Genomic DNA, 20,071 nt, shown 5'->3' with positions numbered 1-20,071 from the left:
CGCTTTCATGATCTGCCGCGCGACTTCCGCACCTGTGTGCTGCTTATGCCCGTTGAATGGGCACCATCCCGCTTTCCGTTATGTGCCTGCAAGCCTATATTTGGCCTCAGGGGGGGCACGATGGACACGTCACCGATCATCCACAAAACCGCTGACGACTGGCGTGTCGAACCAAACCTTGTCGACTATGAAGCCGAGTGCCGCAGCTTTTCTTGGGACGCCATCGGTCGTGAGTTGACGGGACTGCCTTCCGGGGTGGTCAACATTGCGTGGCATGCAGTGGACCGCCACGCAGTCGATGGTGCCGGCGAGCGAATCGCGTTCCGCTTCCTCGCTGCTGACACGCCCGGCCGCCCGGTCAGCTACGCACAATTGCGCGCGCAGACCAACCGCTTTTGCAACGCACTGCGCGCGCTGGGCGTTGGCAAGGGCGATCGGCTCTTCATCCTCTCGGGGCGTATTCCGGAACTCTATATCGGCCTGTTGGGCGCCCTGAAGAATGGCACGGTGGTCTGCCCTCTGTTTTCCGCTTTTGGCCCCGAGCCTATTGCCACCCGCGTCAACCTCGGTACGGGCACCGTGCTACTGACAACCGATGCCCTCTATGCACGCAAGATTGCCAAGTGGCGCGACCGCATGCCAAGTCTCAAACATGTGCTGCTGGTGGCGGAGGACGGCGGCACGACGTCTGAGCCTGGCACGCTTGATGTCGCTTCTCTGCTGCGCAGCGCATCGGACCTGTGCGAGATCACGCCGACGACGGCCCAGGACATTGCGCTGCTGCATTTCACTAGCGGCACCACCGGCACCCCGAAGGGCGCGGTCCATGTGCATGGTGCAGTCGCGACGCACTGGGCAACGGGCAAGTACGCGCTGGACCTGCACGCCACCGATATCTACTGGTGTACCGCCGATCCCGGCTGGGTGACCGGCACCTCTTACGGCACCATTGCCCCGCTGCTGCATGGCGTGACCTCGGTCGTGGACCAGGAGGAATTTGATGCTGAACGCTGGTACGGCATCCTGCGCAACGAACGTGTCAGCGTCTGGTACACCGCGCCAACCGCGATCCGCATGCTGATGAAAGCGGGCGCGGACACGGCAAAGCGATACCCGCTCACACAGCTTCGCTTCATCGCCAGCGTCGGTGAGCCATTGAACCCGGAGGCTGTCTGGTGGGGCAAGGAGGTGCTGGGGCTGCCAATCCACGATAACTGGTGGCAAACCGAGACGGGCGGCATCATGATCGCCAACACGCCAGCGTTCGACATCAAACCAGGATCGATGGGCCGGCCCCTGCCCGGCATTGAAGCCGCGATTGTGCGGCACCGTGAAGATGGCGGTGTAGAGGTCATCAATGAGCCCAACATGCAAGGGGAGCTCGCGCTCAAACGAGGGTGGCCGTCCATGTTCCGAGGCTATCTCAACAATGAAGAGCGCTATCGAAAGTGTTTTGTCGGCGACTGGTATCTGACTGGTGATCTAGCTGAGCGCGATGCAGACGGCTATTACTGGTTCGTTGGCCGCGCCGACGATGTCATCAAGTCCGCCGGGCACCTGATCGGCCCCTTTGAGGTCGAAAGCGCCCTGATGGAGCATCCGGCTGTGGCCGAAGCCGGTGTGATCGGCATGCCGGACCCGATCATTGGGGAGCGGGTTAAGGCCTTTATCTCGCTCAACCAAGGATTCGAGCCCACCGAAGCACTGCGCATGGAATTGCTTGCGCACGCCAGGACGCGCCTGGGTGCTGCGGTCGCCCCTAAAGAGATCGCCTTTCAGGAACAACTCCCACGCACACGCAGCGGCAAGATCATGCGGCGCTTGCTGAAAGCCCGAGAGCTAGGCCTTCCCGAGGGCGATACATCAACGCTGGAGGGTGGAACATGACCGTCATCGACCATCCGCCACCGCCGCCGCCTACAGGGCCTGTCCCCTACGACCGGGCCTTCGCACAGGCGCTGCTGCGCGACATGATGCGCATTCGCCGTTTTGAGGAGAAATGCGCGGAGCTTTATGGGGCGGGCAAGATACGCGGCTTCCTGCACCTATACATCGGCGAGGAGGCCGTCGGCGTGGGTGCCTTGCGTGCGTTATGCGCGGAGGACAACGTCGTTGCGACCTACCGTGAACATGGCCATGCCCTGGTGCGTGGCATGGACATGGGTGTGCTGATGGCCGAAATGTACGGCAAGTTCGAGGGCTGCGCCCGCGGACGCGGTGGGTCCATGCACCTGTTTGACCGCAAGACCCGACTGTTTGGTGGCAACGCCATTGTTGGCGGGGGGCTGCCCATCTCGGTGGGTCTGGCGTTGGCGGAGAAGATGCAAGGCGCCAACCGTATCACCGCCTGCTTCTTCGGTGACGGTGCGGTGGCTGAAGGCGCGTTTCATGAGTCGATGAATCTGGCCGCGCTGTGGAGGCTCCCCTTGCTTTTCTGCTGTGAGAACAACCTCTATGCCATGGGCACCGCCTTGGAACACCATCAGGCGCAGACCGACCTGTGCGCTAAGGCCGCTTCCTACGCCATGCCTGCGAAGTTTGTGGACGGCATGGATATCGTCGCCGTTCATGAGGCCGCGAAAGACGCCGTCGCGTATGTCAGAAGCGGCGCCGGGCCAGCCTTCCTGGAGTTTCGTACGTACCGCTTTCGGGCTCACTCGATGTACGACCCTGACCTCTACAGGCAAGCGGCGGAGGTTGAAGCCTGGAAGGCACTCGGTCCAATCCACACGTTCACGGAGCGCCTGAAGGCCGAGGGGAAATTGGCTGAAGACGAGTTTCTTGCCCTCGATGCTGCGATCAATGCCGAAGTGGCCAAAGCTGAGGCCTTCGCGGACGCTGGCACCTGGGAAGCCGAAGAAGACTTGCTGAAGGACCTCTACACGCCTGCCGGAGCCGCGCCATGAGCCGCCGCCTCAGTTACCGCGACGCGTTGCGCGAAGCCTTGCGGGAAGCGCTCCTCGGTGATCCGCGCGTGTTCCTCATGGGCGAGGATGTCGGCCGGTATGGCGGCTCCTACGCAGTTTCCAAAGGGCTGCTGGCCGAGTTTGGTCCCGAGCGCATCCGCGATACACCGCTCTCGGAACTCGGATTCACTGGTGCCGGCATCGGTGCGGCACTGGGCGGCATGCGACCCATCGTCGAGGTGATGACTGTCAATTTCAGCCTGCTGGCACTCGATCAGATCGTGAACACAGCTGCGCTATACCGGCACATGTCGGGCGGACAGTTCTCGGTGCCGCTGGTCATTCGCATGGCCACGGGCGCTGGTCGCCAAGTGGCCGCACAACACTCGCACAGCTTCGAAGGCTGGTATGCCGGAATTCCAGGGCTCAAGGTGGTGGCCCCCGCCACAATCGAGGACGCACGCGGCATGCTTGCACCCGCCTTGGCCGATCCTGACCCCGTACTGATCTTCGAACATGCCGCGCTTTACAACATGGAAGACGAACTTCCCGATGTCATTGCGGTTGACATCCGCTCTGCCTGCATCCGGCGACCCGGAAAGGACGTGTCGATCATCACTTACGGTGGTTCACTCCACAAGGCGCTGCAAGCAGCCGAAACGCTTGCTGCCGGTGGCATTTCCGCCGAGGTGATTGACCTGCGCTCGTTGCGCCCGCTGGACGATGCCACGATCATGATGTCGGTCGCCAAATGCCGTCGTGCGGTCATCGTTGACGAAGGATGGCGCAGCGTCAGCCTGGCCTCCGAAATCATGGCGCGCATTGGCGAGCAGGTGTTCTACGAGTTGGACGCGCCGGTGGCCCGGGTCTGTACTGCCGAGGTGCCGATTCCTTACGCAAAGCACATGGAAGAAGCCGCACTACCGCAGCCAAACCGGATCGTCGATGCGGTCAAGCAGATGCTGGCATGACGGTCCCTTCAAGCGTTGCGACCTCCGTGGAGACCGCATGATCGAATTTACGCTGCCCGCTCTGGGCGCCGACATGGACGAGGGCACGCTGCTCGAATGGCTGATCAAGCCCGGCGACACCGTGAAGAAAGGCCAGATCGTTGCCGTGGTCGACACAAGCAAGGCGGCGATCGACATCGAGAGCTGGCACGAAGGCACCGTTGCCGAATTACTGGTCGAGCCTGGCACGAAGATTCCGGTCGGGACGTTGATGGCAACATTCCTGGAACCGGGCGAAGCGCCTGCTTCCGTCGTGCATTCGCGCAAGATTCCGGTGACTACGGGCTCACAACCATCCTCGGGGCGGCGCCAAATGGTCTCGCCCGCTGCTCGCCAGGCGGCGCGCCAGCGCGGCATCGACATCGGCTCCATTGTCGGCACCGGCCGCGAAGGCGCCGTCACGCTGGCCGACGTTGAGCATGCCGCGCGAGAAAGCGGCACCGCCGGCACCGCCTCAAGCGACAAATCAGCCGACATACGCAAAACCATTGCTGCCGCAATGACGCGATCCAAACGCGAGATCCCGCACTACTACGTCGCCGAAACCATTCCCTTGGCGACCATGTTGGCTTGGCTTGCAAAGGAGAACAGTGAGCGCCCCTTGGCGGAACGTCTATTGCCTGCCATCGCTCTCATCAAGGCCGTTGCCCTGTCACTCAAGCAGTTTCCCGAGTTCAATGGCTTCTTTCGCGATGGTGCCTTCCAAGCGGCAACTGCCGTCCACGTTGGGGTGGCAATCTCGTTGCGGCAAGGCGGGCTGGTAGCGCCAGCGCTATTGGACGCTCATGCGAAACCTCTCACACAGTTGATGCAAGAACTGACCGATCTGGTTAGGCGCTGCCGGGCCGGATCATTGAGAAGCTCCGAGATATCCGAACCCACAATCACCGTGACCAACCTGGGCGACCAGGGTGTCGCGCAGGTGTTCGGCATCATCTATCCGCCGCAGGTGGCGTTGGTAGGTTTTGGCCGCATAGCCGAGCAGCCGTGGGCAGAAAACGGCAAGTTGAAGGTCATGCCTGCTGTTACGGCAAGCCTATCGGCAGATCACAGGGTGTCTGACGGACATCGCGGCGCCCTATTCCTGACCGAATTACGCGAACGGTTGCAGCATCCGGAGGCATTTGATCAATGAGCGACGCAGAAATTCGCGCGATCGTGCTTGCGGCACTCCTTGCAATCGCCCCCGAAATCGACACCGCCGAACTCCGCCCCGACCGGCCATTGCGCAGACAGGTGGATCTCGACTCGATGGATTGGCTGAATTTCCTGATGGGATTGCACGACAAACTCAAGGTTGAGATTCCCGAATCCGACTATGCGCGCCTGGTAACGCTGGACGATGTCGTCGCATATCTCGTCAGGGCACGAGAAAACTTGCATGGCCAGTAGACCTTGCCTGTTACCAACAACCGCAGGCGCTGCCACCGCCGGTTGTCATGCAGCGCATCGGCGTTTCGATCCCGCTGCTCTGACCATTTCATGCATGTCCCGAAGGGCATTGAGAAGCGCGACATACACGTCCACATCAGATGCCTGGTCGATTGCAAGCTCCTGCCCTTGCATCTTCACCTCGACGTGAACGAAATAGGGACCGCCGCAAAGCGGTTCGGCTCTTTCGGAAGCCAACCTCACGCTGCACCTTTCGACGCTGCATGGCAGACCATTGAGCTTGTTGAAAAATCGCCTCACGGCTTCCTTGATGGCATCGGAGGGAGGCAGATGCCGGAACTGAATCTCGACTCGTCGAGTGTCCATGATCTAGACGAATATAAAACCGAAGTTCAACAGCGAAGCGGAACCAATCGGAGGGTTCTCTTGCGGATGAACCAGTTGATCAGGCAGCGATCGCGCGCTCGACTTCATGCCTCGCTTCAGGCTAACCAGCGGAATATCTGCGCTGCCTCATATTGATACGCTTGCTTGCAAGCTAAGGTTGAAGCCTACAGAGGTGAGTCAACGCGAGTAAGCAGCCTGGGATGAAATGCACATCAGCCCGATGGCGCTCTGCATGTCAGGAAAACCTGACAAGGTCCGAAGCCAGCGCGCGCGGTCAAGCCCCACATTTCGGAAAAGCGTGCCGCGTGCGCCGGTTCTAGTTATCGGAGAGTGATTTTGAGCGACCCCGGGAGCAATCCCCGCATCTTCCTGTCGACCGTCGTGCCGCGACCGAATCAGAAGCGGTTGGTCATGGCAGCAATGCTGGCGTCTGTCGTGGTCTTTGTGGCCGTATTGCCGTTCGCTCAGTGGCAACTGGCGCAAGTTTGGGGGTTCATTCCCGTCTATGAATCCGCGGTCGTCATCAACGATCTTGTCACCGCTGCGATGCTGGTCGGGCAGTTCACCCTGCTCCGCTCGCCGGGGTTGCTGGCGCTTTCATCCGGCTACTTCTTCACCGCCACGGTTGCGGCGGCGCACATGCTCAGTTTCCCCGGGCTGTTCTCTGCATCGGGGCTTCTGAATGCAGGCCCGCAAACGACGGCGTGGCTCTATATGTTCTGGCACGGCGGGTTTCCGCTCTCGCTGATCGCCTATGCCCTTCTGCAGGAAAACGAGCGCACGCGGCATATCCGGTTGCGGCACGCACTCTCCCCCGTTCTATGGGCGGCCGGCGTCGTACTGCTTTTGACTTACGGGCTGACTGCGCTGGCTACGCACCCATCGCTCTTGGCAGCCATCATGAGCGGGCACGGATATACCGGTGCAATGTCAACGACAGTCGGCATTGTGTGGATGCTCAATGTGCTGGCCGCTGCAATTCTGTGGCGGCACCGCGGCCACTCGCTGCTGAATCTATGGTGTGCAGTTGTCGCCGTCACATCGGCATTTGAAGTGGCACTGTCTGCCGTGTTCAACCACGGTCGGTTCGACCTCGGCTTCTACGCCGGCCGCGCCTACGGCCTTGTCGCGTCCAGTTTTGTCCTTGTCGCGCTGATCATCGAACATGCCAGGCTCTACGCCATGCTGGTGAAAGCACTGGATAACGAGAGCGCAGCGCGCGCACGCGCGTTGGAGAAGACGCAACAATTGAACGAAGCGAACGAGCATCTCGAACAGCGCGTCAAGGACCGCACCGCTCAACTCAGCGTCACGAACGGCGAGCTTCGACAGGAAATCATCGAGCGTAAGCGCGCCGAACAGGCGCTTGAGCGCTCGAGAGAGGAATTGCGTGAGTTGGCAACGATCAGTTCACGGGCCGGCGAAGAAGAGCGGCGGCGCATTTCCCGCGAGCTTCACGACGAGCTTGCCCAATCGCTGGCAGCGCTTAAGGTCGACATGCAGATGTTGGAGCACAAGCTTGACGCCACGAACAAGCCGGCTGCCGAACGCTTGAGTTCAATGGAGCAAGCTGTGGACGACATGATCGGTGCGACACGGCGGCTCGCTTCCGATTTGCGCCCGTCCATGCTCGACGATCTAGGTCTTGTACCTGCGTGCAGATGGCTCGTTGATTCGTTTCAACGGCGGCACCGTATTCGGTGCGAGCTGACGATTGCGCCCGAGCACTTTGAGCTACCCGAGCCTTTCGCATCCACTGTGTATCGCGTGCTGCAGGAGTGTCTGGTCAATGTGGCACGCCATGCTGGTGCGTCGGTTGTACAGGTGCGGCTGATCTATGAGGCCCCCACCGTCCAGCTTTCCGTGCGGGACGATGGCATTGGCTTCGACCCTGCGCATCCGAGAAAAGACCTGTCTTTCGGGCTTGTTGGCTTGCGTGAGCGCGCCTATCTCGTACAAGGGAGCTTAAGCATCGACTCATCGCCCGAAACCGGAACATTGATCGAACTGACCATTCCACAAACGATAGCCGCAACGCCGCAAACACGGCTGCCAGCAGCCGATGACCAACCCAGGGCAATGTAGTTCGGCATTGCGGCACTGCTCGCTGCGGCCAGCTCATGCCAACCCATGGCTGAGCGCGTACCGGACCAAGGCGACATCATTCTGCAAGTGCATTCTTTCCAGAATGCGCGCTTTATATGTGCTGACAGTTTTTTTGCTGATGCAGAGATCGTGCGCAATCGTCGCCAGCGACTCGCCTTTCGATAAGCGCAGGAAAATATCGAACTCGCGGTCACTGAGCCGCTGATGAAGCTGCCTGTCGTCTGGGTCGCCGAGATTGTGCACGAGTAGCTCTGCCACGGCCTGCGTCATGTATGTACCGCCCGAGGCGGCCTTGCGGATAGCCTTCTCCAGCTCCTTGACCGCCCCCTCTTTCGTCAGATAGCCGACGGCCCCTGCTCGGAATGCGCGTAGCGCGTACTGGTCCTCAGCGTGCATGGTCAAGACCAAGACTTTGAGCTGCGGAACATCCCTGCGAACCTGGGCGATCAGGTCAATGCCGCTGCGCCCTGGCATCGATAAGTCCAGCACGATGACGTCGGCCGGTGTACCGCGCACCAGATCGATGGTTGATGCGCCGTCAATTGCCTCGCCAACAACTTCGATATCGCAGGCATCGCTCAGAATGCGGCCCAATCCCTCACGAAAGACGGCATGGTCATCCGCTATCAGCACCTTGATCATCGCGTCTCCCTTAGATCTGCGCTCCCATCATTTCATGGTAGGTGGCGCGGCAATTCGCATACAACGCTTGCCATATGGCTTTCTGATCAATGTCAGGAACAGGAATGTGCGCTGCTTGTGGCAACGCGACGAGGCCTCAAAACGCTCGCCAATCCTGCTCGGGCAACAGCAAGATCGTTTGCGTGATCGCGAGGGGAACGCATGGATCCGACGGAAAATGGAGCACAACATCGCAAGCATAGGCCCGTTGATGTCCATCAAGATGCGGTTCGCATCCGCGTCCAGAATGGTTTCTCCCAGTCCCCCCATAGGAGAAAGCATCATGGCTGAATCCGACACCAAGCCCGCCGTGAAGACCGGAACGGAAGCTTCGCCCAAGCAACCGGGCTCCATGCAACCCTGGCGCGCGTTCGACAACCTACGGCATGAGGTTGCGCGTGTCTTCGATGATTTCGACCGCGGATTTCATCTCTTTCCATTTCATCGTGCTGCGCTCGATATCGCGCCATTCTGGCGTCGCGAATGGGCTTTGACGTCCGCACCTGCCGTAGACGTTGTCGAAACCGATACGGCTTACGAGATCAAAGCCGATCTGCCAGGCATGGAAGAGAAGGACGTCGAGGTCAAGCTGGCCAACGGCGGCTTGACAATCAAAGGCGAGAAGCAGGAAGAGAAGGAAGAGAAACAGAAAGACTATTACCTGCATGAACGCCACTTCGGGGCATTCGAGCGTTCATTCCGCATGCCCGATGGCGTCGACGCAGACAAGATCCAGGCCAGCTTCAAGAATGGGGTGTTAACGGTGACACTCCCCAAGACGGACGCAGCGCAAGCCGCTTCCAAGACGATCCCCGTCAACGGGGGCTGATGTCTCGGATGGCTTGCCGTAAGAACGGCGGGGGACGTAGAGCGGCAAATCGTTGCACTGTTCGCACTCGCACTCGCACTCGTACTCCGTCGCTTGCGGTCTTACTCGCGGCCCGAGCCCCTACGCTCCGGCCGCGCCATCCGGTTGACAGAAACCGACCTTGAAATTCTCTGCTACCCATGATGGCGTGGCGGCGCCCAACATCGGGTCAAGGAGTTCGAGCGTGACCTTGCCATTGGATATTTCATTCCAGGACTTTCCGCACTCCAAGGCGATCGAGGCGGCTGTCATCAAACAGGCGAACAGCCTGGGCGCCGTTCAGGCGGAGATCGCACGTTGCCGCGTCAAGTTGATTCAAGCCCCACGACAACAGACACACAACCGACCCGTCAGGGTGCACGTTGATGTGATGACACGCCACCATCGCCACCTCTCGGGCCAAGCCCTCAGTGACGACGCCCGTGAGGCACTTCGCGAAGCGTTCAGAGAAATCGAGTTCGCATTGCGAAGCGAAATGGTCCGCACGCAATCGAACGCGCTCCTCGAAGCCAAGGGGGGAATATGAGTTTGACCGTTCAAGCCGGGCGCGGTTGGGTGGACGTTCGTACAAAACGGCGAAGCGACAAGCGTTGGGATTGCGAATGCAGGTTCGTTTCGCCTAATGGGAAATGCTCGTCCTGGGTTTCCGCCGCCAGCGCTGAAGGCTATGTCTCCCGAGACCTCGCATTCAGTGCGGGTGTCCTGCTCGGCCGCGAACTCGCCGCGCGCTATGCGGCAAGGGTGCAGCCGGCTCCGCCAAGCATGTATCAATGAAATGGCATGGCAAGGACTGCGCACGTCCTGCCGCTCCACGCCGTTATAAGACGCGCTGACGTGGTACTTGCCACACTGCAGGGACGTAGAGCAGCGGGCCTTCCGATATCGCAGTCAGAGACACCGCGCCGTTTGCGGAACGAATACGTGTGTCGACATCTGAAACGTATGCCCCCCTGCTCGATCAACATCAAGCGCAGCTTGCAGTCAGCCGCGGGGGGCGGGTCAAGCTTTGCTCACGATCAAATAGGCTTCCAAGCCGTCTTCTACAGTGATGACAAGACACCTCGACACGCAGGACTTGCCATGATCGCTCCCGCCTTCGTCCACCATCAGTTCGCTACAGCGGCAACCATTCGGCACATCAACGAAGACGCATTGGCAACGGCCTTTCTTCCGGATGCCAGTTCCTGTCTGCTCCCGGATCCGGCGCTTGCCGTTCTGGCAAAAACAGCCGCTAACTGGTTTGCGCCGTCGTTGGCGAACAGGCTTCATGTTAGCGCCGAGCATGGGCGCATTCGCGTCGCTGGCCACGTCAACAACGCCCGCCCGCTGGCCTATTTGAAGATGACCCTGCTCCGCTTGCCTGGCGTCGGCGGGCTGGACATGACGGTTACGGTGGAAACCATCACCAATCCGCTGCGAGCGTATTCCCCCGCCATGTCACCCCAACACGTCGGATAACCCGGAGCGCGCAAACATGCGTACGACCTATTTCTGTGCGACCGATTGCCCGTGCCCGCATATCGCCGTCGACCCGGCCTGCCGCGAGTCAGTGGAAGAGATTCTCCGGGCGTATGCAGCGCTCTTCTGGTTCAACTTCTACCTCAGGTGCCCTGACTTCTCCACCGGAGATGGCATGTTTCCGCGGGAGCCAGACGTTCGCCAGAGATATCTGGCTGTGCATTCGAAAGTCTTTACACACTGGGCCACGGCAGCCAATCGCATGGGCATCACCACCGCGAGGTTTCGTGACATCTGCGCGAACGTGCGCGCGGCATGGATTGGACCAGACGACCCGCTGCGCGCATGCCGTTCCCGAGCCGACGTTCTGTCCGACCACCCAGAGTTGGATCTGGACTAGGCGCCGACCGGCCTGCTCAGCAGATGCGATGAGGGCACTGCTCTCGGAAGAAGGTCTTTGGCTCAGGCAGCCAACCGCCTCAGGAAAGCCGCCCAATCTGCGGCATACGGCAAGCCGCTCCAGAGACTTGCGTCAGGTCAACTCCGGCAATAACGAAGTGCCTACCCTGCAGTCATGTCAACCGGAGATCGTGATGCCACAGCCTACTGATGCAGCCCGTAACCTCGCCTGCGCGACCCTGCGCAATGCCAGCCGCGCGGCCGAGTTCTTTGTCGATAGCCAGCTTCATCTCGCGCGCCTTCGCGTCAAGATGGCGGAAACCGCGCTGCAGAATCTGTCCCAGCTGGAGGGCCAGTTGGACGCAGTCAAAGACTGGAGCACACTGGCCTCGGCGCAGAGCGCCTATATGAAGCTCCAAGCCGACCAAAGCGCAAATGCAGTTCGGCAGTGGGCCGACTTCCTCAATGACACACAGCGCTCTTATCTGCGCCAAGCGACGGACTGGAACGATCAGTTCCAACATCGTCCCGGAACGACTGCAACTCCTGCACAACTGTTGATCGCGTCCCTGGACTCTTGGCAGACGTTGGTCAACACCTTCAACGTGATAGCCGCGTCGGCTACGCAAGCCCGATCAACGTCACAACCACAAACGACGCCCAAGAGCGCGCGAGGCGCATGAGGGCTGTCCTGGCGAATGGAAATACGCCCGCCCAAAGCATGTGCCATGCAGGCGTCGACGAAAGAGCACGGCTTGATTCCTGTCAACGAGCGTCTCTGGCAGCTATCTATTCTTGAAATAGCCATCGGGCAAGCACGTGGTGGATGGAACAGGTTCTTTGATCCAACGGTTGGACTTGATTTGTTTGCAGGAGCACAAAATGCGCGGAAAACTCATGATGACTTTGCTCGTTGTCGCGGCAGCTTCCACGTCGGCGTACGCACAAAGTAAGCCCGACACAGCACCGAACAGCGACGGACAAAGGGCCGGCAAGGTGGATCCCTACACGGATGGCGCCAAACGGGCCAAGCCCGACCCGTACACGGAAGGGTCGAGGAGCGGCAAGTTTGATCCCTACACGGAAGGCGCAAAGGGCAAACGCGACGCATATACCGACGGCGCCAAGCAAGCCAAACGCGACCCGTACACGGAAGGATCAAGGCGCGGCAAGTTTGACCCCTACACGGAAGGCGCAAAGAGCAAACGTGACCCCTATACGGACGGGGGCAAACAAGCCAAGCGCGACCCGTACACAGAAGGATCAAGGAGCGGCAAGTTTGATCCGTACACCGAAGGCGCAAAGGGCAAACGTGACCCATACACGGATGGCGGCAATAAGACGAAGTAGCAGCGTCTGGTATTGCCTTGTCGAATTCCGTCAGTGCGCGTAGCTGCCGTCGTCAATACAGCAGATACGCCGCTCGCTCGGGAAGAAAGGCATCGGTCTGTGCAATGTAGGCGTGCTCGATCGCGTCGAGCGAAACACCATCACGCAGCATCGCCCAGACCGTCTCCGAGCCAACCGAAGTGCGGATCGCCTCCAGTTTGAAATGCTGTGGATAGCGCTGCGACAGCACCCGGGCCAGCGCTAATCCGATGCGACCCGGGCGCGTGAGCGCAGACGTCCGGTGGATCGCCACACCCGAGCACGAGCGGCCATGGTATGGCCCCTCCGCGGGAACAAAATGGACGGGCGTATAGGTGGCACCGGTATCCAGCGCATTGAGTTCTCGCGCGACCTCAGCGCCATCCATCCACGGTGCCCCGACCAGGCCAAACGGCGCCGACGTGCCTCTGCCCACGCTGACACTTGCGCCCTCGATCAGCCCCACATCCGGATATCGCTCCAAGGCAGCGAAGTCACGCAGGTTTGGCGATGGCGGAACCCAACCCAGCCCGGTATTGGCAAAGCGCATTGCGCGGTCGTACTGCTCCATGGCCACGACATGCAGTGCTGCGCCGATGTGCAGCTCGTCGTTCAGCAACCTGGCAAGCTCGCCGATTGTCATGCCGTGCACAAGCGGCAGAGGCACGTAGTTCGTCAATGAGCGGTTCGCCGTATCTGATACCGGCCCACCAACGAGATCACCGCCTATCGGGTTGGGACGGTCCAGCACCAGCACTGGGATGTGGGCCTTCGCTGCGGCTTCCAGCGTCGCCCCCAGGGTGGCAAGGTAGGTAAAGAAGCGTACGCCCGCGTCCTGGAGGTCAAACACCAGGACGTCGATATCGGCCAGAGCGCTGCGTGGTATGTCCTTGCTGTTGCCGTAGAGGCTATGGACGACCACGTTGGAGCGTGTATCGATCGTGTCACCAAAGCGCGCATCGAGATCGGTGCCGATGCCATGCTCTGGCGCAAAGATGGCGCTCAGCCGCACACCGGGTGCCTGACTCAGTACATCGATAGTCCGCCGCCCCTGCGCGTCAAAGCCACTGTGGTTCGTGACCAAGCCGACCCGCTTTCCGACAAGCGGTGCGAAGCCGTTGGCCTCCAACACGTCGATACCGGATCGCACGGGTCCGACCGCCATGGGCAAGCGGCGTCCAGCACTGATCACTGCATCAGCCATGGGCGGGGCGCGCGCCGCGATCTGTTCGCCGGAGAGCAGCGGCGCCGTGCTCGATACCAGATTCAGCACGGCTTCACGCAACGGCGTGGCGTTACCCCGCTCGTCCGGATACAGCCGGCTCGTGAGCACAATCACGAATCGGCGCGTGACCAAGTCGATCCATAACCCAGTTCCGGTATAGCCCAAGTGCTGGACGAGTCCGACACGCGGCGCGCGATAGCGGTTGGGGATCAACGGCGCCTGGACTTCCCATCCCAGCGTGCGCGTCCCCTCCACTGCAGTCGAACCGTCCGGCGTCAACAGCAGGGCAACGCTGTCCGGCTGCAAGATACGGCGATCCCCAACGCGGCCCCCGTTGAGGAGCATCCTGGCGAACTGCGCGAGATCATCCGCCGTAGAGAACAAGCCCGCGTTGCCGGCGACACCGCCCAGCGCCGCGGCCGTCGGATCATGCACTTTGCCGCGAAGCCATCGCCCGTTGCGAATGATGGTCGGCGCAATGCGCGTGATCGCCTTGCGGCTCGGGCGGAACGCGGTGTCGCGCATGCCAAGTGGTCGAAAAATGTTCTGCGCACACCATGCGTCAAGCCCGATCCCACTGACACGCTGGACGATCTCGCCCAAGGTGACATAGTTGAGATCGCTGTAGATGACACGTTGCCCTGGCTCTGCAATCGGCGGCATGATCCCGATGGCGTGAAGCACCGTGGCGGGGCCCCGGAGTTCGGATCGGGCAGCCAGGCCGGGAGGCAGGCCTGAGGTGTGCGTTAGCAACTGCCGTATTGTGATGCGCGCCTTCCCTCCGTCCGCGAAGGCTGGCCAGTACCGGCTGGCAGGCGCATCCAGGTCCAAACGTCCGCGCTCTGCCAACTGCAACACCGCCGTGGAAGTGGCCACTGCCTTGGTAAGGGATGCCAGATCGAAGATCGTGTCTTCGGTCAGCGGCTCAGCGGCGCGTCCGACGGACCTCTGACCCAGCGCGATACGTTCGCGCACCCCGCTGGCATCACCGACGGCCACCACTGCCCCGGCCACATTGGCATCTGCAATCTGCGCGGCCAGCACGGCTTCCAGCTCTCGCATGGGCACAGGCGTGCCCAGCGGCCCTGGCGCGTTGATGGTGGGCTCGGCGCGCCCGCTTTGCATGCAGGCAAACAGCACCGCAGCCAGCACCGCGGCTATCGCGGCAAATTGGCTGGATCGTAACGATTGCGCGCATTCCATAACATCCACCCGTTGGTATCTTCCGCATCGGCAGCGTCGACTTGGGCGCGGATCATCTCGGCATTGAACTCACGACGATCAAAAGCATAGTCCCGGAACGCCTGGAGCCATGGCCGGAACCTCACCCCCGGCAAACCTGTACGCCGCTTCGCTTCAGCCAGAGAGTGCGAGACGATCTCGCCGGGATTCTCGGTGGGTTTTCTGACGCCCGGCAAGCCCCAAGTGAAACCGGACGGATAGAGCATGGGCGAGATGTAGTCGACCACAGCACCCAATGTGTTGATCTGCTGGCCGATCGCCGTGTCGTCGGTGTTCCAGCAAACGTAGCCGAAAATATCCGCTGCCAGGTAAATGTTGTACGGCCGCAGCCGCTCTCTCGCCTGCGCAAGAAAACCTGTCACGGCCGCAACCCGGTGTGCTTGCGTGTTGGCCTGATGGAACTGCAAGCCGTTGGCGTCCGGAAAACGCAGGTAGTCGAACTGGATTTCGTCGAACCCGAGTCTTGCAGCCTCTTCCGCCACGTCAAGTGTGTTGGCCCAGGCGGCTTCGACACCGGGGTCGATCCATTGTTGATCTTCACGATCGTGCCAGACCGCTCCATCGCGATCTCGCACGGCCCATTCGGGGTGCACCCGGGCCAACGGGTCGTCCTTGAAGACAACGATGCGCGCAATCAGATACAGGCCACGTAGACGAAGTTGCCGAATCACGGCGGCGAACTGGTTGAAGCGGGCTGCACCGCTTTTCTGTTCGCGGGCCGCGCCTACTGCCACACGGGCCGCGCTCGGGTAAGGTGTATCGCCCCGGTCGCCCTTCATGTCGATCACCAGCGCGTTGATGGCCGTCTCGCCCTGAAGTGCGACAGCCGCATCGCGCAAGGATCGGTTGGATACGCCCTGTACCGACAGATAGACCGCCCGGGGCTTGATCTGCTTGAGCACGATCTCGCCTGCGGGCTGCGCGCCGCCAAGCACCCGCTCGGCACGTGCGTAGCCGGGAGCGCGGACACTGAGCGTCGCGCGTGCATCCACTGCCGATGTCGGGATGGCGGCCAGGCCAGCAGCATCGGTCGTTCCGCTCTGACCCTGAACGAATGTGATCGCACCTTCCACAGGACGGTGGGTCTGTGCGTCTACCACCCTGACCTCGGCTGCGCCGGCAAGCTGCGCGCAACTGAGCCACGCCGCTGCAAGCCAGTGGCGCAGGCGGCTATTCATGATTGCCCCCGGCTGCATTGAGAATATTCGTCATGCATCGCGCTCCACAGCCATCGGTGATCAGGTATCGGGGCAGTGCGAGGGCGGGTTGCTTCGCCCGCAACGGTTGCGCGTCCAGCGTGAAGGCTGCGGTATAGCCCTCCTCTTGCGCGATGCGTTCCAACTCAGCATCGTGGATGCCGAAAGGCCAAGCAAGCAAATGCACCGGAACGCCGATCTCCGTTTCGATGCGCACCTTTGCACGGCGCAACTGATCGTGGGCGAACTTGACGAAATCATCGGCGCTGCGGTGCATCCGTTCCACCCGGAAGTTCGGATGCCAGTAGGTATGAGACTGCACGTCAAACTGGCCGGTGCGGGCCAGCTCTCGCAACTGTGCCCAGGTCATCGCGTATGCGGCATTTGAGATGGCAGACGGGTACACAAATAGCGTTACGGGAATGCGCCGGCCGCGCAGCGCGGGCCACAACGTCTCGTAGACAGACCGATGGCCGTCATCCACCGTAATGGCCACGGCCTTCGCCGGCAGTGCATCTTGCTCGCCCTCGTGCCAGCGCAGGATGTCCGTGAGCGGAACGATGCGATAACCAGCCGCCTCGATCGCCTGTAGATGCGCTTCGAATGTCTGCATCCGAACCGTCATGGTGCTATCCACCGTCGATGCAAAGCGGTGATAGACGAGCACCACCACATGTGGCTCCACGGCCGCCATATCTGCGTTGGCACTAGGGCACGCAAACATCAGAAGCGCCCAGCACAACGAGAAGACCCAGGTGTTCATCAGCCGCAGCTCCGAAGGAATATGGATAGTGCGCCTCGCCCGCCCCGCCCGGCCTATGATTCGCGGGGTGTGCCGTGCAGCCAATGCCAGAGCAGCACTCCGCTGCCCACCATGCCGCCCAGATGGGCAAAGTGCGCGACATCGACTTCGGTTCCACTCACGCCCAGCGTCAGTTCCACGATCGCATAGAGCGTCGCAAAAACCCACGCAGGCATGGGGATGGGTGGGATCAACGGAACAATCATGCGATTGGGAAACAGGACGGCGAAAGCGAGAAGCAATCCGAATACGCCACCGGAAGCGCCAATGACCGGACCCGCCGGCAGAACGCTGAAGGCGGTAAAAGCGATTTGGGCGAACGCCGCGCTCAAGATGCTGGATACGTAGAGCAGCCAAGTCCGAGGCGTGCCCACGGTGCGTTCCACGTCGCGCCCGAACATGTAGAGGCCGAACATGTTGAGCGCCAGATGCGCCCCGTTCGCATGCAGGAAAGCGTATGTCAGCGGTTGCCACGGCATGAATCCGCTGCGCAGGCCGGCCCCTGATATGCCGAGCGGCCAGAGCGCAAAGGTACGCAGCAGCGCGTCTCCCGCAAAGAGCTCTGCACCGAACACGGCCACGTTGATGAGGATGAGCAGCTTGATCATGAAGGCACCCCTGATCTCTGCCCACGATACGGCCGCGCGCGTTGGCCGGATTGATCTCGCGCAAGCCGGTTCGACAGTGTGTCGTGATCCGGCAAAGCCACGCATTCCGTTTGATGTGCCGCAAGGCCCTGGTATGGCCAGATGAAACGATGGAGCTACGAGCACACAAGAGGATGTCCCATGCCATTGGCCGCTTCCTATCGGTACCCCGCGAATCAGGCCATCGCCGCGATCTTTAACGAAATCGCTGATTTGCTGGAGGTTGAGGAGGCCAACCCGTTTCGGGTGCGCGCTTACCGCAATGCTGCCCGCATGGTCGAAGGCATGACGGAAGGCGTTGACGCCATGCTGGCACGCGGCGCCGACCTGACCGCCTTGCCCGGTGTCGGGGTCGACCTCGCGGCAAAGATGCGCGAGATCGTCGAAACGGGAAGCTGCGCCATGCTCACGCGCGTGCGCACCGAGGTTCCATCGTACGTACTTCAACTGCTCCAATTGCCCGGCCTTGGCCCAAAGCGGGCCCGTGCGCTGCAACACGAACTGGGCATCACATCGTTGGACGAGTTGGCTCGGGCTGCGGCGGCGCACCGCATTCGCGAACTGCATGGCTTCGGCGCCCGAAGCGAACTGCGGCTGCTCGAAACCCTCAACGCGCGTCTGGCACGCGATCGCCGTTATGGCTTGGCAATCGCCAAGCCATGTGCCGACGCATTGACGCATTACCTGCTGGCAAGCGGCCTGGTCGACCAACTCGTCGTGGCCGGCAGCTACCGCAGAGGGCGAGACACCGTGGGGGACCTTGATCTGCTCATCACGGGAAGAAAGCGCGCGCAGATCGTTGAGCATCTCGTGCACTACAACGAGGTTGCCACTCGGATTTCTGCGGGGCCCACCCGCGCCAGCGTCGTCCTGAAAAATGGCATGCAGGTGGACTTGCGCGTGGTGCGGCCCGACGCTTTCGGCGCGGCGCTTGTGTATTCCACCGGCTCGAAGGCCCATAACATCGCGCTGCGCAAACTTGCACAGACCCAGGGGCTGAAGATCAACGAGTACGGTGTTTTCCGAGGAAAGGAGCGTATCGCCGGCCAGACGGAGGCATCGGTCTACCGCGCAGTCGGGTTGCCCTGGATCTGCCCCGAGCTGCGCGAAGACCACGGGGAGATCGCGGCCGCGCAGTCCGGCTTGCTGCCATCCCTCCTTGAGCAGAGCGACATCAAGGGGGATCTTCATGTCCACACATCCGCCAGCGACGGCACCGCCAGCCTCGAAGCCATGGCAGCGCAAGCGCGTCTGCTGGGCTATCAATACCTGGCAGTGACCGACCATTCGCCGCGCATTGCCGTGACACACGGGCTTACGGCAGATCGCCTGGCCGCACAAGCCGATGCCATCGACCGGTTCAACGCCGAGCACAAGGGTTGGCCCGTGCTGCTCAAGGGGGTTGAAGTCGACATCCTGGAGGACGGGTCACTGGACCTGCCCGACTCGGTGCTGGGGCGCCTGGATCTTGTCGTGGGCGCCATCCACAGCCATTTCAGTCTGCCGGTCGATCAACAGACCTCGCGCATTCTCCGTGCGCTCGACCATCCCCACTTCAGCATCCTTGCCCACCCGCTGGGCCGCCTGATCGGCGAGCGCAACGCCTGCAATGTTGACCTCAAGCGGGTTCTGACAGCCATCGCACAGCGCGGCTGCTACGTTGAGGCCAATGCCCAACCCACGCGACTGGATCTGTCCGACATTGGATGCCGCCTGGCAAAGGCGGAAGGTGTGCTCGTGAGCATTGCGTCTGACGCGCACAGCCCCGCCGATCTGATGAACCTGCCCCTTGGTGTCACGCAAGCTCGCCGCGCATGGCTGGGGCAAGCGGACGTACTCAATGCGCATTCGCTCGACACCCTGCTGCCGTTGTTGAGGCGAACCATGTGACGAGCGCATGCGCGCACCACCTCGGACAGTCTGTATTTGCACCGCAACATGCCGTACGCCGTGCCCCTCGGGTTGATCCGAGTCAAGGTGCCGGAAATCGTGCGGTCAAGAATGGACACATGAATTTCCACATCAGTCACCAGACCAACCGGAGCCAAACCATGAGCGTCCCAGTCGACATTTCTTTCCAGGGTATTCCGCATTCCAAGGCCGTCGAAGAAGCGGTTATCAACCATGCAGACCGCTTGAAGCGTATTCATGCCGATCTGATGCGCTGCCGCGTGAGCCTTGCCGTCGGCGCCAAGCATCAGCACCAGGGCAAGCCGTTCGACGTCAACGTCCACGTGTTCACACCGCATCAGACGCATGTTTCGAGCAACACCTCCAACGAGGACCCATACGTCGCACTTCACGAGGCCTTCTCGCACGTGGAACGAATGCTCGTGGAAGCCAGTAGCAAACGCTCGTCACAGTCTTGAGGCGTCGTGGGCATG

General features: G+C 61.1%; 20 protein-coding genes. 14 read left to right on the top strand and 6 right to left on the bottom strand.

Features of this window, described 5'->3' with window-relative positions; all coding sequences use genetic code 11:
- Positions 1-120 precede the first annotated feature (120 nt).
- From acsA to DOD19_RS21005, 5 genes are read left to right on the top strand one after another with little or no spacing between them, the layout of a single operon-like run.
- Positions 121-1,887 (top strand): acetate--CoA ligase, encoded by a 1,767-nt coding sequence (acsA, locus tag DOD19_RS21025; RefSeq protein ID WP_112187843.1) that lies wholly within the window; start codon positions 121-123, stop codon positions 1,885-1,887.
- The gene (pdhA, locus tag DOD19_RS21020; protein ID WP_112187841.1) at positions 1,884-2,906 is read left to right on the top strand and encodes a pyruvate dehydrogenase (acetyl-transferring) E1 component subunit alpha; all 1,023 of its coding nucleotides are present in this window, start codon (positions 1,884-1,886) and stop codon (positions 2,904-2,906) included. Before acsA ends, pdhA begins: the two co-directional genes overlap by 4 nt.
- Complete coding sequence (locus DOD19_RS21015) at positions 2,903-3,877, top strand: alpha-ketoacid dehydrogenase subunit beta (RefSeq protein WP_112187839.1); 975 nt, start codon at positions 2,903-2,905, stop codon at positions 3,875-3,877. The genes pdhA and DOD19_RS21015 overlap by 4 nt, the downstream gene beginning before the upstream one ends.
- Before the next feature lie 37 nt (positions 3,878-3,914).
- Entirely contained in the window at positions 3,915-5,051 is a 1,137-nt protein-coding gene (locus tag DOD19_RS21010) for a dihydrolipoamide acetyltransferase family protein (protein WP_112187838.1), read from the top strand.
- Entirely contained in the window at positions 5,048-5,308 is a 261-nt protein-coding gene (locus DOD19_RS21005; RefSeq protein ID WP_112187836.1) for an acyl carrier protein, read from the top strand. Before DOD19_RS21010 ends, DOD19_RS21005 begins: the two co-directional genes overlap by 4 nt.
- Before the next feature lie 45 nt (positions 5,309-5,353).
- Here the strand turns inward: DOD19_RS21005 and DOD19_RS21000 are convergent, their stop codons facing one another.
- Positions 5,354-5,674 (bottom strand): HPF/RaiA family ribosome-associated protein, encoded by a 321-nt coding sequence (locus tag DOD19_RS21000; protein WP_080693724.1) that lies wholly within the window; start codon positions 5,672-5,674, stop codon positions 5,354-5,356.
- A gap of 357 nt (positions 5,675-6,031) precedes the next feature.
- Between DOD19_RS21000 and DOD19_RS20995 the strand changes: the two genes are divergently transcribed.
- Positions 6,032-7,780 (top strand): sensor histidine kinase, encoded by a 1,749-nt coding sequence (locus tag DOD19_RS20995; RefSeq protein WP_024978910.1) that lies wholly within the window; start codon positions 6,032-6,034, stop codon positions 7,778-7,780.
- A gap of 33 nt (positions 7,781-7,813) precedes the next feature.
- On the opposite strand, the gene DOD19_RS20990 is transcribed toward DOD19_RS20995, so the two are convergent.
- Positions 7,814-8,443: a response regulator transcription factor gene (locus DOD19_RS20990; protein WP_024978911.1), complete on the bottom strand. Its 630-nt coding sequence runs from the start codon at positions 8,441-8,443 to the stop codon at positions 7,814-7,816.
- On the opposite strand from DOD19_RS20990, the gene DOD19_RS28010 reads away from it, so the two are divergent.
- From DOD19_RS28010 to DOD19_RS20950, 6 genes are all read left to right on the top strand, one after another.
- Positions 8,436-9,311 (top strand): Hsp20/alpha crystallin family protein, encoded by an 876-nt coding sequence (locus DOD19_RS28010; RefSeq protein WP_239498068.1) that lies wholly within the window; start codon positions 8,436-8,438, stop codon positions 9,309-9,311. The two genes, DOD19_RS20990 and DOD19_RS28010, sit on opposite strands and share 8 nt — an antisense overlap.
- Before the next feature lie 223 nt (positions 9,312-9,534).
- Positions 9,535-9,876: an HPF/RaiA family ribosome-associated protein gene (locus DOD19_RS20980; RefSeq protein ID WP_112187831.1), complete on the top strand. Its 342-nt coding sequence runs from the start codon at positions 9,535-9,537 to the stop codon at positions 9,874-9,876.
- A gap of 554 nt (positions 9,877-10,430) precedes the next feature.
- On the top strand, positions 10,431-10,808 hold the full coding sequence (locus DOD19_RS20965; protein WP_239498067.1) for a hypothetical protein: 378 nt from the start codon (positions 10,431-10,433) through the stop codon (positions 10,806-10,808).
- Between the two features lie 16 nt (positions 10,809-10,824).
- Positions 10,825-11,208: a hypothetical protein gene (locus DOD19_RS20960; RefSeq protein WP_112187827.1), complete on the top strand. Its 384-nt coding sequence runs from the start codon at positions 10,825-10,827 to the stop codon at positions 11,206-11,208.
- Positions 11,209-11,236: 28 nt separating this feature from the next.
- Positions 11,237-11,890, top strand: coding sequence for a hypothetical protein (locus DOD19_RS20955; protein ID WP_239498066.1), 654 nt, complete (start codon positions 11,237-11,239; stop codon positions 11,888-11,890).
- Between the two features lie 214 nt (positions 11,891-12,104).
- The gene (locus DOD19_RS20950; RefSeq protein ID WP_239498065.1) at positions 12,105-12,557 is read left to right on the top strand and encodes a hypothetical protein; all 453 of its coding nucleotides are present in this window, start codon (positions 12,105-12,107) and stop codon (positions 12,555-12,557) included.
- Between the two features lie 52 nt (positions 12,558-12,609).
- Here the strand turns inward: DOD19_RS20950 and DOD19_RS20945 are convergent, their stop codons facing one another.
- From DOD19_RS20945 to DOD19_RS20930, 4 genes are read right to left on the bottom strand one after another with little or no spacing between them, the layout of a single operon-like run.
- The gene (locus DOD19_RS20945) at positions 12,610-15,003 is read right to left on the bottom strand and encodes an exo-beta-N-acetylmuramidase NamZ domain-containing protein (protein ID WP_112187820.1); all 2,394 of its coding nucleotides are present in this window, start codon (positions 15,001-15,003) and stop codon (positions 12,610-12,612) included.
- The gene (locus DOD19_RS20940) at positions 14,958-16,238 is read right to left on the bottom strand and encodes a putative glycoside hydrolase (RefSeq protein WP_112187818.1); all 1,281 of its coding nucleotides are present in this window, start codon (positions 16,236-16,238) and stop codon (positions 14,958-14,960) included. Before DOD19_RS20940 ends, DOD19_RS20945 begins: the two co-directional genes overlap by 46 nt.
- Positions 16,213-17,001 carry a polysaccharide deacetylase family protein gene (locus tag DOD19_RS20935; protein ID WP_112187816.1) on the bottom strand — a complete coding sequence of 263 codons (789 nt, stop codon included), beginning with the start codon at positions 16,999-17,001 and terminating at the stop codon, positions 16,213-16,215. The genes DOD19_RS20940 and DOD19_RS20935 overlap by 26 nt, the downstream gene beginning before the upstream one ends.
- A 53-nt stretch (positions 17,002-17,054) precedes the next feature.
- Entirely contained in the window at positions 17,055-17,648 is a 594-nt protein-coding gene (locus DOD19_RS20930) for a rhomboid family intramembrane serine protease (RefSeq protein ID WP_112187814.1), read from the bottom strand.
- Positions 17,649-17,828: 180 nt separating this feature from the next.
- Between DOD19_RS20930 and polX the strand changes: the two genes are divergently transcribed.
- Together polX and DOD19_RS20920 are read left to right on the top strand one after the other, a co-directional pair.
- A complete protein-coding gene (gene polX, locus DOD19_RS20925; protein ID WP_112187812.1) occupies positions 17,829-19,577 on the top strand; it encodes a DNA polymerase/3'-5' exonuclease PolX in 1,749 nt (582 codons plus the stop codon).
- A gap of 119 nt (positions 19,578-19,696) precedes the next feature.
- On the top strand, positions 19,697-20,056 hold the full coding sequence (locus DOD19_RS20920; protein ID WP_235193258.1) for an HPF/RaiA family ribosome-associated protein: 360 nt from the start codon (positions 19,697-19,699) through the stop codon (positions 20,054-20,056).
- The last annotated feature ends 15 nt before the right edge of the window (positions 20,057-20,071 follow it).

It is taken from the genome of Ralstonia sp. GX3-BWBA (assembly GCF_003290055.1).
In the GTDB taxonomy this organism is placed as follows: domain Bacteria; phylum Pseudomonadota; class Gammaproteobacteria; order Burkholderiales; family Burkholderiaceae; genus Ralstonia; species Ralstonia holmesii.
This window is presented reverse-complemented; position numbering and strand designations above follow the sequence as displayed.

Excerpts from the sequence above, each read along its gene's own strand:
- DOD19_RS20930 (WP_112187814.1), bottom strand. The coding sequence starts at position 17,648 with ATGATCAAGCTGCTCATCCTCATCAACGTGGCCGTGTTCGGTGCAGAG.
- pdhA (WP_112187841.1), top strand. The coding sequence starts at position 1,884 with ATGACCGTCATCGACCATCCGCCACCGCCGCCGCCTACAGGGCCTGTC.
- DOD19_RS20935 (WP_112187816.1), bottom strand. The coding sequence starts at position 17,001 with ATGAACACCTGGGTCTTCTCGTTGTGCTGGGCGCTTCTGATGTTTGCG.
- DOD19_RS20965 (WP_239498067.1), top strand. The coding sequence starts at position 10,431 with ATGATCGCTCCCGCCTTCGTCCACCATCAGTTCGCTACAGCGGCAACC.
- DOD19_RS20940 (WP_112187818.1), bottom strand. The coding sequence starts at position 16,238 with ATGCAGCCGGGGGCAATCATGAATAGCCGCCTGCGCCACTGGCTTGCA.
- acsA (WP_112187843.1), top strand. The coding sequence starts at position 121 with ATGGACACGTCACCGATCATCCACAAAACCGCTGACGACTGGCGTGTC.
- DOD19_RS20955 (WP_239498066.1), top strand. The coding sequence starts at position 11,237 with ATGAGGGCACTGCTCTCGGAAGAAGGTCTTTGGCTCAGGCAGCCAACC.
- DOD19_RS20990 (WP_024978911.1), bottom strand. The coding sequence starts at position 8,443 with ATGATCAAGGTGCTGATAGCGGATGACCATGCCGTCTTTCGTGAGGGA.
- DOD19_RS21000 (WP_080693724.1), bottom strand. The coding sequence starts at position 5,674 with ATGGACACTCGACGAGTCGAGATTCAGTTCCGGCATCTGCCTCCCTCC.
- DOD19_RS20950 (WP_239498065.1), top strand. The coding sequence starts at position 12,105 with ATGATGACTTTGCTCGTTGTCGCGGCAGCTTCCACGTCGGCGTACGCA.
- DOD19_RS20960 (WP_112187827.1), top strand. The coding sequence starts at position 10,825 with ATGCGTACGACCTATTTCTGTGCGACCGATTGCCCGTGCCCGCATATC.
- DOD19_RS20920 (WP_235193258.1), top strand. The coding sequence starts at position 19,697 with ATGAATTTCCACATCAGTCACCAGACCAACCGGAGCCAAACCATGAGC.
- polX (WP_112187812.1), top strand. The coding sequence starts at position 17,829 with ATGCCATTGGCCGCTTCCTATCGGTACCCCGCGAATCAGGCCATCGCC.
- DOD19_RS20945 (WP_112187820.1), bottom strand. The coding sequence starts at position 15,003 with ATGGAATGCGCGCAATCGTTACGATCCAGCCAATTTGCCGCGATAGCC.
- DOD19_RS21015 (WP_112187839.1), top strand. The coding sequence starts at position 2,903 with ATGAGCCGCCGCCTCAGTTACCGCGACGCGTTGCGCGAAGCCTTGCGG.
- DOD19_RS21005 (WP_112187836.1), top strand. The coding sequence starts at position 5,048 with ATGAGCGACGCAGAAATTCGCGCGATCGTGCTTGCGGCACTCCTTGCA.
- DOD19_RS21010 (WP_112187838.1), top strand. The coding sequence starts at position 3,915 with ATGATCGAATTTACGCTGCCCGCTCTGGGCGCCGACATGGACGAGGGC.